Source organism: Haloquadratum walsbyi C23 (genome assembly GCF_000237865.1).
Classification (GTDB): domain Archaea; phylum Halobacteriota; class Halobacteria; order Halobacteriales; family Haloferacaceae; genus Haloquadratum; species Haloquadratum walsbyi.
Genome location: NC_017459.1, coordinates 338854 through 354076, shown reverse-complemented (window position 1 = coordinate 354076; position 15223 = coordinate 338854). Strand labels below are relative to the sequence as shown.

Genomic DNA, 15223 nt, shown 5'->3' with positions numbered 1-15223 from the left:
CAAATCTAGTATTCGTCACAATGTGTCTGTCTGGTTTCGAGACCGGGCGCTTTTTGCCTGTCTTTGTTGTATCCCTGAATACCGAATGACTCATATCGCTGTCATCGATAATCACGGTCAGTTTACGCATCTCGAACAGCGGGCACTCCGTGATCTTGGGGTTGATGTCGAGCTCGTTGATAACACGACATCACCCGAGCAACTAATTCAGACCGCTGATGGGCTCGTCCTCTCTGGTGGTCCCGATATTGATCGAGTTGGTAACTGTCCAGAATATCTTGAATTGGATATTCCAATATTAGGTATCTGCCTTGGTATGCAACTACTCGCGAACGAACTTGGTGGATCAGTCGCTGCTGGTGATTACGGTGGCTACGCCGATGTGGATGTTGAGATTCTTGATGATACCGACCCACTCATTGGATCACTCGCCCCAGAAACGCGTGTGTGGGCAAGCCATGCTGATGAGGTTAAATCCGTCCCCGAGGGGTTTGAACGAACGGCACGATCAGATGTGTGCCGTATCGAAGCAATGAGTAATCGTGATCAAGAGCGGTATGGTGTCCAGTGGCATCCTGAGGTCGCACATACTGAGCGCGGTGAAGAGGTCTTCAAGAACTTCATAGCTCGGTGTCAATAGCGCGTAGTCATCTCAAAATTTTTTTATATGACTACAACACAAAGCGAACTTGCAAATCTGTCACGATACATATTCCGTGCTCCGCGGTGGTACGTTAGCCTTACGTTCGCAATCGTCGTTGCAGCTGCCGTTGGTGTCGCTGCCTTTGATTCTGGCGCGTACGCTACAACATGGCGTGGACTCTTTATTTTTGGTCGTGATGCATGGGAAGGTGTATTCTTTATTGGAATCCCAACAGTTGTTGCTGCCTTTGCAACAACCGGCGTTGATCGGTTCGTGGGAGGTAAGCTCACGGCAAATAGGTCATCACTTCTTGCATTAATCTCTGAACTGATTCTTGTGACTATTGTTGTAACTGCTGCGGTAATCTCAGTCATCACAGGACTTGGTCAGCGATTCATTTTTGATGCTCTTGTCGTTGCGCTCGCCTCCATCTTCGCATTTCGTCTGCTTATTGTGATGGCTGTCTCGCGTTCATCATTAGTGATCGCAGCACTTCCAGCAAGTATCCAGACACTCGTTGCTGCTGTTCTGTTATTTGTCTATAGTGGTACCTTACGCTATATCTCATTTGGCGGACCGTTGCTTGATGCATATATGATGCCATATTTGGCTCGTCCTGAAAGAGCTCCAGCAGAGTTATCTGCGATATCGATGGAGCACTTTGCACTTCTTGGGATTACATCTGTGCTCTATGCGCTTGCTGTGTATGGATTTATTATTGTTGTTGATCGCCCATGGCGTCGGAGTCTTAATGTTTCAATGCTTGATTTTCTTCGTGGATTCATCGGTCACATCGCAGAAGGTTCACGTGAACTTGAGGAATTCTTTCAGCAACTCGGTGAGGATGCATTAATTCCGGTTTCAGTGCTTTCATTCAAGACGTTAGATGATGTTGAGAAAGCTCGATTTGTCCTTCCAATGATACATCCTGGACCAATGGGTGAGATTGGCGGAGGAAATCTTCCTGAGCGAGTGGCTACAGCAGCCAATGGACTTGCATTCCCTCCACATGCAACTGCTGGTCACGATTTTAATCTTGTGACTGAACGTGAGGTTGACACAATCATCGATGCCGTCGAGACCGCAGCCAATCGCATCGAATACGCGACTGAGGCAACACGGAGTGTTCGTACCCACTCTGGAGAGTCATCGATGCTCGGGCAGTGTATTGGAAACAATGGATTGTTAATTTCAACATATGCGCCGGGATTCGCCGATGATATTGCGTATGGTGTCGGTCTTTCAGCGTCGGCTGAAGCTCGGACAACTGGATTAAGTAATGTGATGCTTGTTGATGCACATAACTCTAACAACGGTCTTAGTGGTCCTACTCTAGGGCATGTCACTCCTGGTTCTGCCCGCGCATTTGACATGATTAGTGCGGCTCGACAATGTGGAGATCGCCTTTCAACAGCTGAGCAATACCCGATGGAACTGGGGACTGCATGGGCAGAGACGCCATGGGACCCAACGGATGGTATTGGACCACTGGGCGTCCGCGTTGCTGTCCTGAAAGTTGCCGATAATGAGACTGCATATGTACTTGTTGATGGTAATAACATGGAACCTGGGCTCCGTGGTCAGATAATCGAAGCGATTGTCGATGAGGGACCAGTTGACGCTGCAGAAATAATGACAACAGATACACATATAGTTAATACAGTCGAGGCAAATAATCAGGTTGGTTCGGCAATCGATAATGACATATTCATTAACACACTCACGGAACTTACCACAGAGGCACGTCGTGATTATGAGACTGTGACAGGTGGGATGGCTGTCGAGCGAGTGTCTGTTACTGTCTTTGGCAGTGACCGAACAGAAACGCTCGCAAGCCATGCGAATGCTGTTGTTTCGATTGGTGGAGCGTTTGCCGTGACAGTGGCGCTTGCTGCCATTGCTGTCAGTGTGGTGATTTTTCTGTTTGCTTAGAGCACGGTGTCACTATATCCTGGTATTAATCTTCGCTTCCGTGTGAACGCGGAGGAATCCTGCGCGTGAGTGGTGGAAGTTTCAGGTTTGCAACTCCACCGAGCTCAGACACGGTAGGACTCCAGGTAAATATCTTGCACTGATATCAAATTGATACAAAATAGACGTCTATCTGTTTAGTTACCACACCCAGAGTTGGATTTTCTCCAGACTCCAAGTTAACCTTGTGTCTCATCAAACAGTTCATCAACAGCCGCTTGTGCGGTTCGCGCAGCCTCATCAGCTACATCGTCGGCTGGTGGTGAGACATCATCAGGTATGTTGAGATACACATCAACTTCAAGAACGCCAGATTCAAAACTAACGGTAATATCAACGTCGGTTACCGTCGACTGTCGGTATTCAGCGAAAATAACTCCCTCAGCAGCATCCGCAGCCGTTTGAACTACGGCTTCATCGCTTGGTGTCGAGGGTGACATTACGATAATTTCGTGTTCATGCACCAGCGCCGCCAGGACCCATCGGACCACCACCACCAGCGCCGCCCTGGAGCATCTGCTGAAGTTCTTCTTGAAGACTTTCGAATTGATCGCGAACTCGATCTTCTTGTTTCTGCAGTTGCTCAACACGAATCTCAAGGCTATCAACTTTGTCTGAAAGTTCGTCGTGAGCGGTGTCATACTCCGTCTCAACAAGTAATTCACCAACCTCTCGATACATCATCGTTTCCTCATTAACATCTTCAAGCGCATCAAGCGCCGCTTCAGACTCATTCAGTGTCGACTCAGCTTGATCTTTCTGGGCTGCCACCTTCTGTGCCGTTTCTTGAAGGTCCTGCAGCTCTTCGAGTTTCTCTTGTGCCTCTGGTGGCAGATTGCCCTGCATATTCGTTAATGGGAGATGCGGACTGAAAAAGACCCGTATTCTCGACAGATGGAGTAAGTCGTTTCTCATGGGGCGTTCGCTCAATCCAGAAGAACTGTATGCGATGAAGAGATTGGACCATAATTTCCTCAAGATGAAAATAATTTCAATTAAGTTTTATATAACTTCTCGATTATATACAGATCGAACTATATGCGGACAAGTTATGCTCTCAATCACCGGTCACTCAAGTTTCAGATCATCAGCGCTATTAAATAGTTGTTCTGCGACCGCAACAAATCGTGTCCACGTATTTGCGCCTGCTCGAAGTGCAATTAGATCTGCTGCAGCAATGTTCACTGTGACAGTTGTGCCATTATTCTCGACCTGCGCGCAAGATCGTGCATCGTCAATTTCTCCGACTTCTTGCTCGACGGCTAAGCGCACAACTTGTGCATGCTGCACGCTGGTGTAATCCCATGTTAATTCCAGTGTATGACATTTTTGACTGACACTGTTGGTCTCCCTATCCGTTGTGACCGATGAATGAATATCTGTGATAGTATTATGAGATGAGTCAGCGGACATTTCAATTTTGCCAATATTACCACTGTGATCACTTTTTGCAGTATCCCCATCGATACCCGAATCAATATTCATGATTTTTCGATGATCCTCAGTTGCATACTACATCCTACCGAATATGAATCATCTTAGGGTCACATCAAATCCTCGGAGCAATTTCCTTGCATTCTATGAATTACTACGTCGGATGACGCCTAGAGTTTTCACTGTGTTCTTTAGCGAAAAAGGACCGCAGTCACTGTTTTGAACTGCAAGAAAACGTCTTTGTAGGCTGGTATAATCGATACAATCATTCAACAGGGACTTCTTTAATCTCTGGAGCACGCTCTTTTAATAGCACACGATGTCCACAGAATGGACATCGAACGCCGCCATACTCCTCGAGTTCGACATCACGCTTACAGCGAGAACACTTATAGCTCATTATATGTAAAAATATTTAGTTATCCTCGTCACCATCTGTTGAAAGCGCAGCACGGATTGAGCGCTGCACTTGCTTTCCTCCAGGTGTTTCCGGATTGTACGTTCCACCGGTGAAGAGTTCACCTGTCTCTTCATTTCGCCATATTCCTGTTCCAACACGGGTGACATCATCACCATCGATGCTTGCATTACGCATTTCTGATTCGATTTCTTTGACCCGTCGTCGTGCAACACGTCCATATCGTGCTCCGAATCGACCAGCACTTCCAGTCGTCCGTGCCTTTTCTTCAGCCATAGTATGATATGGTATCCGAGGCGCGAGTATAAATCCTACGAGATGGGGTTTAACGACACTACGAAACTCTGAGGTCAGTCTTTGTGAATACAATTTTGTTTGCTGGCGTGTTATTTATCTGCATATCTTGCGATTACGCTGTGAGGTACCTTGGTGTCACTTCCAGTCTTGGGACACTCACCGTGTTCCATCGCTACATAAGATCGATCGACAATTCGAATATACACAATTCTGTCTCAGAATCACTCACGTAATTCTGCGGCCGTGAGCGCATCGTTGAGGTCATCACGAATGTATTCGCCTGTTTCAACATCCATTGCTGTTGTTACCACACGATTTTCTTGGACGCTTGAACCATCTCGAAGCAATAATCGAACATTTCCGTTATTATCGGATCGGGTGACTTTCGCACGAAGACCACTTTGTGATCCTGTTCCACCAGCATCAATTGGTCCTGGGATTATTTTTTTCACATGTGGATGATCAGCAATGACGCTGATTGCCTTCCGCCCGGGTCGACCACCAATGAGTGTTGAATGTGTCCCACCGATTTTCTCACGTGGTGGCGTTTCAACGACCTCAAGTGATCGCTCACCCCGCTTGTCGAGAACACGCTCAACAGGGCGCTCACCGGCAACACGGTAAAATTCATAATGAACCTGTGCACGCGTCTCACGAAGAACATCACGGTTGCCGGTTGCAAAGACCGTCTCAGGTCGTTTTCGACGAACTTCATCTGCAACCTTTCCAGCAAAATTTCGCAACTCAACGACATGGGTCTCCGGATTATCCTCAGGAACTGTGGTTACAGTTGTTGTTGCGATTGTCGTTTCCGCTTCAAGCATCGTCACATCTGCTCGGTCACGTTCGAACTCAATGACGACTGTATCGCAGTTGGCGGTGTCACAAACTAGACAATAATCGCCTGGTCGTTCTAAGGGCGTTCCACACCGCCGACAGTCCATACAAATATAAACTGGTGCGTAAATAAAAGCACGGTTGTTCATCATCACATGCGTATTGTGTCGTTTAATTGAGTTTCAAGCGCTTGGGTTCGTTATTTTATCACTCTATAGTTGCAGACGTCGCTGAACCACTATCCTTTCATCAGAAGAATTTGGCTCTGTGAGGCTGGGATCTGAGCGCCTACAGATTATGATCATAAAAGATATTATCAAACACGCTCTTTGAGATGAATTAATCTACAGATTGTCAAGTCGACTACCTCGGGGCTTGACCCCAAAGGGTAAAGCCGACACCTCTCAGTGACCCGTAATATGTAATTCGATTGGTAATTAAATAGTGACTGTCATGGTCAGCGTGTCTGGCTGAGAGTCTCATCACATAGGCGGTCAGACACCACGCACCGTCCAACTCAGAGAGGGATAGGACGTCCAAATCAACATCATCCGAGAGATGAAGTCTCCCGTGATCACGAAAATCTTCGATTTTCGAACGACCTGTGGAGACCGGAGCGCACTGAAACGGCTCTCTCAGTGAGAGTGGGTTTGTCAGTTCTGTCGACGAAGCAGGAAGCTTGGGGCTTTGATGTTGATGTGGATATGACCCTGAGGCAGGTTCACAACAATGATGTGATATCTCTAGTTATAATTTTGCCGGGGCAACCTTTAGATACTCCCGAAGAACGGCAGTTGCGTACGCACCAGGCGGAAGCGTAAATACTAATCTATAGTTTTGCCCGGATTTATCAATATTATGTTCATCACTATCGGTATTACAATCAGCTTTCGTAGATATGTTTGTCTGGAGGGCCATAGCACGCCGTGTTCCTCTTGAATCAAATGTTCCTGGAAGATCAAAATCCTCCGGTGTAATGTCATATTCTGCAAGCACACTTTTCTCAATTTCCCCTGGTTTACCGCTTGCAAAGTTAGTCTGAGTTCCAACTAACGGTGCAGTGACAAATGCCCGTCCACGCTCACAATGTCGTTGCATAATATCAACACGACGTTCTGTTGTAAGTTGTGTTCGCGCTGGATCCGGTCGTATCACCTCTGTTGGTGAATTCTGATCTTGAAAGCAAACGATATCACCAGCGATAGGGCGATGAATTGGAATATCGTGTCGAAGTCGCTCACTAATGATCCGATTGAATAGGTCTGACTGCGCTGCATTGACGAAGAGCCGCTGAAGGTTTTTTGGGACTGCCATGAGTGCATGACGCCATGTTGCAGCATCACTGTCTATGTTAGCATTAGCTTCATTCAGTCGGTGTAACATTGATTGTTCAAACCGGAGTGCATTCGGCATTCGTTCAATTGCTTCCTCCCAGTCTGGGCGAGAACTCCCAGCTTGCTCACTCACAAATTCACGAGCTCGCTGTGTTGTCTCGGGCTCACTCTCGAAGGAATTAGCAACATACTGCAATACTGCATCTCGCCATGCATTACGAACAATTGCTCGACCAACGCGATGTGTGATTGGTCGACGACTACCGAATCGCTGATGACCGAAGTAGTTTGGAAATGCGATACTCACTTTGTTCGCATCTCCGGCATACACACTTTGAGTATCATCATCTTGACTGTGATTGTTGCTCACGGTATATGCATGTAATTCAGCGGTTATTGCGTCAACAACACTGGTGTCTGTCGCTCTCCGTACACAAATCTCAAAGCTGTTTCCCCCGAGATCTCCAAACTGAAGCGGTCGTCCAATCCGTCCAAGCACCTCTATATCAGCATTTGGGATTGCTGTAAGTGATTTATTATTCGGATTGATTCGAGCAATAGAAAATAACTGTGTAGTAATTGCGTACTTGTCCTTCGTGCCCGCCCATGAAACTCGTTCCCGACTAATCTCAAGATTATCAGATAGTTGTTGGACAAAGTCGTTTGTATCCCACTTAGAAAGCGTTACGCGAAGTAATACGTGTGGATAATCACCAACCGAAGCATCAATTGGCTCTGGTTCAATTGTCTCAATCTCTCGTACCTGAAAATCTGCTGGGCGAACACGGAGTCGTCCATCTGTCCCATCAGTGTCACTATAATAATACTCAATTCCAACTGTCTGTTCGCGAGAGGGGGAAATGCGCATCGCAAGTGTAGATTGATTATTACTCAATCAGCAAGGTCGCTCCGATTGATACTCTACAGACACACAGAATAGTGCCTGCTTCCGGAGCTATCGTATCCACACGTGCGCCAACATCAATATAAACATGCACACAATGAGGATTATACCAGTTAGTTCGAGACGAACCTGCGGAGTTGCTCAAAGGGACTGCTGAACGGTTCGGTCACGAGATTGTGTCAGTGGAAGTGGAAGTGGAAGTGGAAGTGGAGATTGCTACTGACCACGTTCAGTTGTTCGTGGAGGCTGACTCGAAATAGAGTCCTGCCAAGATTGCCAAGCAGTTCACAGGCTACTCGGGCAGAACGATTCTGAAAGGTCACCCGAAAATCAAACAGCGGTATTTTTGCGGAAGTGGCTCGTGGAAGGATGGCTACGATGTCGGGACGACGGGTGGAGTTTCCGAGGACGTGGTTCGTCGATACATCGAGAAGAAGGAGACAGGGAAGGAGACGGACCATTAGGTGAGTGTACGCGATTCACCCACGGGTCAGGTGAGGTGACCCGTGGAACTCTCGCTGTTTCCTTTAGATGTGAATCCCAAGCATATGTACAGATTATCAAGGCGATTGCCTCGGGGCTTTGATGTTGATGTTGATATTGATGTTGATGTGACCCCGAGGCATGTTCACAACAGAGCTACTCTTGTTCATGTGAGTGATCATCGATTTTCTCACTCCAACTTGATGAAGAACGGGTGGGGTTTATATTGTCTTCATCGCTGTGATCTCTCGATATTCCAGTGAGTCTAAACTGTGCTCCCCCATCGACGCTTTCTCCAACAGTAAGTTCCCATCCGTGTGCGTCTGCGATTGTCGAAACGATATTTAATCCAAACCCTGTACCGCTCTCAGCTGTTGTATACCCATATTTAAGAACCTGATCGCGATCGTCCTCTGGAATACCTGGTCCGTCGTCGCTAATCAGAATACCTCCGTCAATTTTTGAGACGGTCACAGTAACAGTTTCATCACTGTGGACAATAGCATTTTCAAAAAGATTCTCAAAAAGCCGTTGGAGTCTGTGTCTGTCGGCTTCGATTACCCCAAGATTGTCTCTAAGCTTTAATTTCCCATCTCCGCCAACTGTCTTCCACGCATCGTTAACGATTGAATCAAGATGAATAGATTCTATGTCTGTTATCTGTTGATCTTCAGTTACAGCGGTCAGAACATCATCAACAATATTTAGCATTCGGTCATGAAGATCTTCAAGCCGATCAACAAACTCGTTTTGACATCCCGTTTGTTCTCTCAAGTGTGTTGTCTGCGCTTTTGCAGCGTTGAGTGGGTTCCGCAGATCATGACTGAGGACGCTAGCAAGACGTTCTAGCTCAATCTCACGGGTTTTGTACTTTGTGATGTCACGAATGACACTGACGAGATATTCCTGATCATCAATCATTGTTTGTGATACGTTAACTTCTGCCCAGAACGGGTCTCCATCATGTCGCTCTGCACGCCATAAGAATGTCGCACTTCCGACCTTACGAGCTGTTTCATACGCCTCCTGTGCACGCGCTTCGTCTGGTGAATTTGGACCAGCAGTGTAATCGGCAATATCGAGGCTACGAAATTCAGCGGAGGTATACCCGAAAACATCTTCGACAGCATCATTCACTGCAAGAGTCTTGCCAGTCTCAGCGGCTCTGACGACTACAACATCATCAAGCTCATCCAGCAATTGTTGGAATATGCCATCTGCCGACTCCGACTCATTCGCCAACTCTCGCATCATATTTTACTGTGACCGGATATGGTGTAAGTCGTTTGGCCAAATAGAGCTAAATGTGATATCAGGGATATATCCGGGAATACTTAATTACTGCTCAATCACCGTTGTTACCGTTTTATCCGGTTCGAGCAGCCCCTGTGACCCGATCGGTAATCCCAGTTGGCGTCTCAGTCCGTCAGGATTTCTCTCAGATCCTCTCAAACAGCGGCTAAAACGCCACGTTGGGATGCTGTGGACTTATGGTAAGAGGCAAGCCTGAAGACGCGGGTATTCTGCTTGTATTCTATAATGACCGTGATCTCGATACAATAACCATCGAGGAAATGTGAACGGCGTCTCTATGTTAATATAAACTAAGACTGCCTGTGATACGGTCAATATTTTCCTTGCTATCTGGTCCAATAGCAATGCAAGTGACTGTTCCTGGTTCAAGTTGTGTATGCCCAGCATCGCGTACCACAGCGTGTGGAATTCCATCGCGCTCGGCCTCGTCTGCTAATTGAAATAATTTCTTTTCACTATTAGCTTTGAGCACGATCTTCTTTTGACCGCCACCTTTCCACTGCTTTTCTGATCTTGTGCCAGTATCCTCAATAGCAGATAAGGATGCATGTGCGACCTGTGCAGCAAGCTTCCCCTTTCCCATTCCTAGATCAGCACGGGCGACTATAGCTTGTTTCATATGTACGCGTCACTCCCACGCCCACATATCGGTTGCTGCTTGGATCACATATCATAATACAATTATCGGCTGAACGACTGCGAATCCTCATATCCCAGTCCAACGGTGCAGTGTCGCTAGCTTCAGGTATGTTTATTATATGAGCAATGATGATGTGAGTTTTCAATCACAAAGATACTGATATCCTTGTGTGAACTGTCTCGGGTCCCATCAAAGCCTCGGAGGATTTTGCGTGGGCTCCCGTTCTATGCCTCAACAGTGACGGGAGGGTTGTGCTTCCCACTCACGTTTAATATCCCACGATTCAACCGCACATCTACGGATTCGCTTCCATCGTCTGCGTTAATGGCTTAGAGAACTTTTGAAAACTAAGACGTAGCAAGAAAATAACAGACTAAGACAGCTGTGCACCAAGTGCACAGCGATTTAACAGCGTTTTAGGATCACTATTACTCTACAGGAATCTTCTTTTTCTGAGTTACCGGGCTCCAAAACCAGCCGGGAGAAATCTTGATACGGTAATTTTCACCGCTCACGTATAAACCACAAATTCACCGTACCACGCTCCCTGAGAATAACGAATAGAGACCGGTTACCTCCAGAATTGAGAATTAATTTGCAAATCGCGTCGCGGTCATTATCACAGACGACGGAGATGCTGCAAACCGGTGTTCTTCGAAGGATTGTCATGAATGCTGTCCGATAACTCGAACAAGCCATGCTCTGTTCGCTGCTTGAGCAAGGGATTTTATGCTCGAACTTAGATAAAAGATTAAATCAAGACATACTGAACAGAGAGATATGATATCGCAGTTCGTACCTAACGTAGAGTTTAAAAGCACTAATACTCAGTCGCGCTGTGGACGGATTTATGTAAGACATCAAAATCCTAAATTAACGTTTGGGGTAATATCAGTCGGCTCTCTCAGTTCTATGAGAAAATCTATGCCGCGCATCTCGGATCTCTGGGGTCTTTCATGCTTGTCTGAAGATCATTTCAACAGTTCGGTTTCGGTGGCTGTTGCATGATTCTCTCTGATGATGATATTCTTGCCCGACTTGAGACACAAGAACTTGTTGTGGAGCCAATCGATGATCTCGATATGCAGATTCAGCCTGCTAGTATTGACCTTCGCCTCGGCGAGGAATTCCTTGAGTTTCAGCGAACAAACATTTCATGTATCCATCCAAATCGCAAAGAGGAGGTATCCGAGTATGTCTCTGAGACTATTGTCTCCGAAGGTGACGAATTTATTCTCCATCCAGGTGATTTTGTCTTAGGGACAACAAAAGAGCGAGTCGAAATTCCCTCAGATCTCCTTGCGACGGTTGAAGGTCGATCATCTCTTGGCCGACTTGCGGTTGTGATTCACGCTACAGCTGGTGTCGTTGATCCAGGATATTGTGGACAGATCACGCTTGAATTATCGAATCTTGGAACAGCACCTGTTGCGCTCACACCTGGCATGCGCGTCTCACAACTTGTGTTCACAGAACTCACACAGCCATCTGCTCGCCCGTACGGGGCTGCACGCGATTCAAAATATCAAAATCAAACTGGACCGCAGGCATCACGCATTGGTGAGGACCCAGAGTTCGACCAAACAGATGATACAGCACAGCATAATAAAGAAAATACAACATGAAATTTATTGAGGAAGTAGTCGTTGAGGAATTCCTTCCAACATTCCGTTCAATGCTAGCAGAGGACCTTCGTGACCGCGGACTCACCCAACATGAGGTTGCTGAAGCGCTTGGTATCAGTCAGAGTGCAGTCTCAAAATATGCACATGGTGATGTCAGCCGTCGCGATGTCGTTGTAACTGATAATGATGTCAAGACGCTCGTTGACCAGATTGGATCAGGGCTTACAACAGGAGATATCTCACGCGTTCAAGCACTTGTTGAATCTGAGGTACTGATTCGACGACTTGAAGCTGGTGGAGTCATCGCTCGACTTCATGAGGAGTCCATGCCCGAACTCGAAGAATACGACGGGTATTCTCGAATTCATGACCCAGAGGGAGGTCTTCGGACAAGTGAACAGGTTCGTTCATCACTTCGGCGTGCACTTCGTCGATTAACGAATATTACTGGATTCGCCAACCTGATTCCAAACGTAGGTTCAAATCTCGTTGCATGTCTTCCAGATGCGACTACTGTCGATGATGTTGCAGGTGTCCCTGGGCGAATATTTGATGTTAAAGGTGATGCAACTGTTCCAGGAGATCCAGAGTTTGGTGTGAGCGAGCATGTTGCATCGGTGCTGCTCACTGCTCGAGAGAACGGGTTTGAATTTAATAGTGCAATCAATATTTGCTATGAGACAGATCTGGTTGAGCAGCTTTCTACCGCGGGATATAAACTCGTTGAGTTTGACCCCGATGCCGATGCCGATGCGGACCCAATCCAGACCGCATTTTCATCGATCAGGAATAACGACGACGTCCAATCAGATATGACACCTGCTGTTTGTTATCATACAGGTGGATATGGTGTCGAGCCAATCATATACATCCTTGCAGGCGATGCTGAGATAATTGTGGAAATCGTTCAAGAACTTCTTGCGCCAGAAATGCGCGGATGAACTGTTTGGAGTCACAGCCATATCCACAGCTAAGCCTCAGAATAATTATCCTGTCCACCCTGCGGGAATATTGATTTCGAATGGTGAGAGATCTGAAAAGTGCCGTCATCACGAGATGAGCAATTGGATAATGAGAATTGCTCAGTCTGACTATTACCGAACGCTCAATCACTGAAAATACCGATGCGTATCCATGGCTTACTCAGAAACCCATATCAATCAGTCGTCTGCGGGTGCTGCGGGGGTGAAATCAATTGGTGTTGCCTCGCGACCAAGCTCATTGAGACATGCTTGTGCACCACGTTTCCCTGAGAGTAACATTGCACCGAATGTTGGTCCCATCCGTGGAAGTCCCTCAACAGTCGCAACAGCCATTCCGGTCGCAACAACACCGGGATGCACAACACCAGTATGTTCAACGACTTGATCCTCAGATCGACTGACCCACATTGAGTCATGGCCTGGTGAGTCGTGTCCAGGTGCACCGTATTCATCATCAGCAGTATTGTCCATCCCGGTGTTATGTTCATTAGCATGTTCGATGCCCGGTGCATTCAATACACCACGCTCTGAGAGTTTTGAAATCACAACAGCGTCGTGACCGGTTGAATCAACAACAAGGTCGGATTCAACAGCAACGGGGTCAACACAGGTAAGTTCACGTGGCAGAGCATGGACAGGTGTCCAATTGAGAACAATGCCACCGACGCGATGATTCTCACGCGTGACCACATCTGTAAATTCGGTCATATTTTGCACCTCTGCACCAGCATCACAGGCTGATTTGATGAGTGATGAGACAGCATGTGGACCATCAGCAACATACAATCCAGACGCTTCGTCTGATTCCTCGTATGGAACATCAAGTTCATCAAGCACTGACTGGGCAGGATCTCGAACAGTGACCTTGTTCATCAAAAATCCGCCAAGCCAGAATCCGCCACCGAGATAGTTGTTCTTCTCAACGATTGTTACATCAACGCCGCGTTCGGCAAGTTCCTTGGCTGTAACAAGTCCTGATGGTCCACCTCCAACAATAATGACCTCCGTGTCGACGCGATCAATAAATTCGTTACCCCAATCCTTTGCAATTGCTCGAGTGACTTGTGCCTCGCTGACATCTGCGAATTCATCAAACGACATATTACTTGGTGTTATTACCAACTACTAAAATCGTTCGAAAATACATGCGAACTGGGTTCATATCCAATTTTTAGATGAAATGGTGGCGTACAGGCATCAATACGAACGACTTACCCGCATCCAGACGTATATTTATACAATGACATTCCTGACATCCACAGGTGATAATCGATGAATATGCTCGTTGATGGTGAGTGGCGAACTGATGCGTATCAGACGACGAATGACGACGGTGAATTTGACAGACAAGAGACGTCATTCCGCGATGAGATAGTCTCCGATGCAGATGCCGAATTCCCGGCTGAATCAGGACGGTATCATGTATATATCTCCCGAGCATGCCCGTGGGCTCATCGTGTTGCAATGACACGTCGATTGTGTGGTCTTGAGGATGATATCTCTCTTTCAGTTGTTGAACCTGAGCGATATGAGGATGGATGGGAGTTCTCTACAGACTATCCAGACCCGCTGTACGATGCGGAATATCTCCGGGACATCTACACTCGTGCAGACCCCGAATTCACCGGCCGTGTCACCGTCCCTGTGCTGTGGGATGAGCAAACAGAAACAATCGTGAACAACGAGTCTCGCGAGATTATGCGGATGCTCAACACAGCCTTTGAGGGGTCAAATGATGTCGAGTTGTGGCCAGAAGGCTACCGCGAGGAGGTTGATCGCGTTATTGATGAGATATATGACCCAATTAACAATGGTGTGTATCGCGCCGGGTTTGCGGATACACAGGAAGCATATAATGCTGCTGTTGAGGAGGTCTTTGATGCACTCGATCATTGGGAAGACGTTCTTGACGACCAGCGATTCCTTGCTGGCGACAAACTTACCGAGGCAGATCTCGCAATGTTTGTGACGCTAATTCGCTTTGATCATGTGTATCATACCCACTTCAAGTGTAATCGTCGTGCAATCCATGAGTATCCGAATTTATGGAATTATACAAAGGAATTATATCAATTGCCTGGAATTAAATCAACAGTAAATATTGATCACATCATGCGACATTACTATGTTAGCCACGATGATGTGAATCCGAAACGACTTGTCCCAACAGGTCCTGATATTGATTTCAGTACTCCACATAACCGCGATCGTTTGCCCGCAGATCTACCAGACACATTGCAGAGCGAGACGACTGCTGCTGTTGCTGACGATTAAGTTTATTTGAGGAGATGGTATTTCTCGGACCACGACAGCACAGTGGTTGTACGTGGATTATTCGTC

At 46.9% G+C, this 15223-nt stretch carries 15 protein-coding genes and 2 pseudogenes; 6 read left to right on the top strand and 11 right to left on the bottom strand.

What is annotated here, in order from left to right; genetic code table 11:
* Nucleotides 1–85: 85 nt before the first annotated feature.
* Nucleotides 86–640, top strand: coding sequence for a GMP synthase subunit A (locus HQRW_RS01510; RefSeq protein ID WP_014555177.1), 555 nt, complete (start codon nucleotides 86–88; stop codon nucleotides 638–640).
* Between the two features lie 27 nt (nucleotides 641–667).
* Nucleotides 668–2575, top strand: a complete 1908-nt coding sequence (locus HQRW_RS01505; protein ID WP_014555176.1) for a DUF2070 family protein — start codon at nucleotides 668–670, stop codon at nucleotides 2573–2575.
* A gap of 218 nt (nucleotides 2576–2793) precedes the next feature.
* Here HQRW_RS01505 and HQRW_RS01500 read toward each other — a convergent pair whose 3' ends face one another.
* The 7 genes from HQRW_RS01500 to truD all read right to left on the bottom strand — a co-directional run bounded on the left by HQRW_RS01500 (nucleotide 2794) and on the right by truD (nucleotide 7802).
* Complete coding sequence (locus HQRW_RS01500) at nucleotides 2794–3054, bottom strand: DUF3194 domain-containing protein (protein WP_048066643.1); 261 nt, start codon at nucleotides 3052–3054, stop codon at nucleotides 2794–2796.
* Nucleotides 3055–3070: 16 nt separating this feature from the next.
* Nucleotides 3071–3460 carry a prefoldin subunit beta gene (locus tag HQRW_RS01495; protein WP_011570574.1) on the bottom strand — a complete coding sequence of 130 codons (390 nt, stop codon included), beginning with the start codon at nucleotides 3458–3460 and terminating at the stop codon, nucleotides 3071–3073.
* Nucleotides 3461–3682: 222 nt separating this feature from the next.
* Entirely contained in the window at nucleotides 3683–4099 is a 417-nt protein-coding gene (locus tag HQRW_RS16050; RefSeq protein ID WP_014555174.1) for a KEOPS complex subunit Pcc1, read from the bottom strand.
* Nucleotides 4100–4313: 214 nt separating this feature from the next.
* On the bottom strand, nucleotides 4314–4448 hold the full coding sequence (locus HQRW_RS01485) for a DNA-directed RNA polymerase subunit P (RefSeq protein WP_011570572.1): 135 nt from the start codon (nucleotides 4446–4448) through the stop codon (nucleotides 4314–4316).
* Between the two features lie 15 nt (nucleotides 4449–4463).
* Complete coding sequence (locus HQRW_RS01480; protein WP_014555173.1) at nucleotides 4464–4742, bottom strand: eL43 family ribosomal protein; 279 nt, start codon at nucleotides 4740–4742, stop codon at nucleotides 4464–4466.
* A 242-nt stretch (nucleotides 4743–4984) separates the two neighbouring features.
* Nucleotides 4985–5707, bottom strand: coding sequence for a DUF2103 domain-containing protein (locus HQRW_RS01475; RefSeq protein ID WP_011570570.1), 723 nt, complete (start codon nucleotides 5705–5707; stop codon nucleotides 4985–4987).
* Nucleotides 5708–6347: 640 nt separating this feature from the next.
* Nucleotides 6348–7802 (bottom strand): tRNA pseudouridine(13) synthase TruD, encoded by a 1455-nt coding sequence (truD, locus tag HQRW_RS01470; protein ID WP_014555172.1) that lies wholly within the window; start codon nucleotides 7800–7802, stop codon nucleotides 6348–6350.
* 137 nt (nucleotides 7803–7939) lie between these two features.
* On the opposite strand from truD, the pseudogene tnpA reads away from it, so the two are divergent.
* Nucleotides 7940–8302 (top strand): annotated as a pseudogene (gene tnpA, locus HQRW_RS14680) (IS200/IS605 family transposase); the annotation flags it as partial.
* A 175-nt stretch (nucleotides 8303–8477) separates the two neighbouring features.
* On the opposite strand, the gene HQRW_RS01465 reads toward tnpA, so the two are convergent.
* From HQRW_RS01465 to HQRW_RS16865, 3 genes and pseudogenes are all read right to left on the bottom strand, one after another.
* Nucleotides 8478–9575, bottom strand: coding sequence for a sensor histidine kinase (locus tag HQRW_RS01465; RefSeq protein WP_014555171.1), 1098 nt, complete (start codon nucleotides 9573–9575; stop codon nucleotides 8478–8480).
* Nucleotides 9576–9915: 340 nt separating this feature from the next.
* The gene (pth2, locus tag HQRW_RS01460) at nucleotides 9916–10254 is read right to left on the bottom strand and encodes a peptidyl-tRNA hydrolase Pth2 (RefSeq protein WP_014555170.1); all 339 of its coding nucleotides are present in this window, start codon (nucleotides 10252–10254) and stop codon (nucleotides 9916–9918) included.
* Between the two features lie 245 nt (nucleotides 10255–10499).
* Nucleotides 10500–10598: pseudogene (locus tag HQRW_RS16865) on the bottom strand (RNA-guided endonuclease InsQ/TnpB family protein); the annotation flags it as partial.
* A gap of 681 nt (nucleotides 10599–11279) precedes the next feature.
* Here HQRW_RS16865 and dcd point away from each other — a divergent pair.
* Nucleotides 11280–11900: a dCTP deaminase gene (dcd, locus tag HQRW_RS01455; RefSeq protein ID WP_011570566.1), complete on the top strand. Its 621-nt coding sequence runs from the start codon at nucleotides 11280–11282 to the stop codon at nucleotides 11898–11900.
* Nucleotides 11897–12841 (top strand): thiamine-phosphate synthase family protein, encoded by a 945-nt coding sequence (locus HQRW_RS01450; RefSeq protein ID WP_014555169.1) that lies wholly within the window; start codon nucleotides 11897–11899, stop codon nucleotides 12839–12841. The genes dcd and HQRW_RS01450 overlap by 4 nt, the downstream gene beginning before the upstream one ends.
* 219 nt (nucleotides 12842–13060) lie before the next feature.
* Here the strand turns inward: HQRW_RS01450 and HQRW_RS01445 are convergent, their stop codons facing one another.
* Nucleotides 13061–13984 (bottom strand): thiazole biosynthesis protein, encoded by a 924-nt coding sequence (locus HQRW_RS01445; RefSeq protein WP_011570564.1) that lies wholly within the window; start codon nucleotides 13982–13984, stop codon nucleotides 13061–13063.
* Nucleotides 13985–14155: 171 nt separating this feature from the next.
* Here HQRW_RS01445 and HQRW_RS01440 point away from each other — a divergent pair, with 171 nt between their 5' ends.
* Complete coding sequence (locus HQRW_RS01440; protein WP_011570563.1) at nucleotides 14156–15157, top strand: glutathione S-transferase family protein; 1002 nt, start codon at nucleotides 14156–14158, stop codon at nucleotides 15155–15157.
* Nucleotides 15158–15223 lie beyond the last annotated feature (66 nt).

What these genes read in the sequence shown, in the direction of transcription:
- HQRW_RS01500 (WP_048066643.1), bottom strand. Translation starts at nt 3,054, where the DNA reads ATGTCACCCTCGACACCAAGCGATGAAGCCGTAGTTCAAACGGCTGCG.
- HQRW_RS01495 (WP_011570574.1), bottom strand. Translation starts at nt 3,460, where the DNA reads ATGCAGGGCAATCTGCCACCAGAGGCACAAGAGAAACTCGAAGAGCTG.
- truD (WP_014555172.1), bottom strand. Translation starts at nt 7,802, where the DNA reads ATGCGCATTTCCCCCTCTCGCGAACAGACAGTTGGAATTGAGTATTAT.
- HQRW_RS01440 (WP_011570563.1), top strand. Translation starts at nt 14,156, where the DNA reads ATGAATATGCTCGTTGATGGTGAGTGGCGAACTGATGCGTATCAGACG.
- HQRW_RS16050 (WP_014555174.1), bottom strand. Translation starts at nt 4,099, where the DNA reads ATGAATATTGATTCGGGTATCGATGGGGATACTGCAAAAAGTGATCAC.
- pth2 (WP_014555170.1), bottom strand. Translation starts at nt 10,254, where the DNA reads ATGAAACAAGCTATAGTCGCCCGTGCTGATCTAGGAATGGGAAAGGGG.
- HQRW_RS01475 (WP_011570570.1), bottom strand. Translation starts at nt 5,707, where the DNA reads ATGGACTGTCGGCGGTGTGGAACGCCCTTAGAACGACCAGGCGATTAT.
- HQRW_RS01505 (WP_014555176.1), top strand. Translation starts at nt 668, where the DNA reads ATGACTACAACACAAAGCGAACTTGCAAATCTGTCACGATACATATTC.
- HQRW_RS01445 (WP_011570564.1), bottom strand. Translation starts at nt 13,984, where the DNA reads ATGTCGTTTGATGAATTCGCAGATGTCAGCGAGGCACAAGTCACTCGA.
- HQRW_RS01510 (WP_014555177.1), top strand. Translation starts at nt 86, where the DNA reads ATGACTCATATCGCTGTCATCGATAATCACGGTCAGTTTACGCATCTC.
- HQRW_RS01450 (WP_014555169.1), top strand. Translation starts at nt 11,897, where the DNA reads ATGAAATTTATTGAGGAAGTAGTCGTTGAGGAATTCCTTCCAACATTC.
- HQRW_RS01480 (WP_014555173.1), bottom strand. Translation starts at nt 4,742, where the DNA reads ATGGCTGAAGAAAAGGCACGGACGACTGGAAGTGCTGGTCGATTCGGA.
- HQRW_RS01485 (WP_011570572.1), bottom strand. Translation starts at nt 4,448, where the DNA reads ATGAGCTATAAGTGTTCTCGCTGTAAGCGTGATGTCGAACTCGAGGAG.
- dcd (WP_011570566.1), top strand. Translation starts at nt 11,280, where the DNA reads ATGATTCTCTCTGATGATGATATTCTTGCCCGACTTGAGACACAAGAA.
- HQRW_RS01465 (WP_014555171.1), bottom strand. Translation starts at nt 9,575, where the DNA reads ATGATGCGAGAGTTGGCGAATGAGTCGGAGTCGGCAGATGGCATATTC.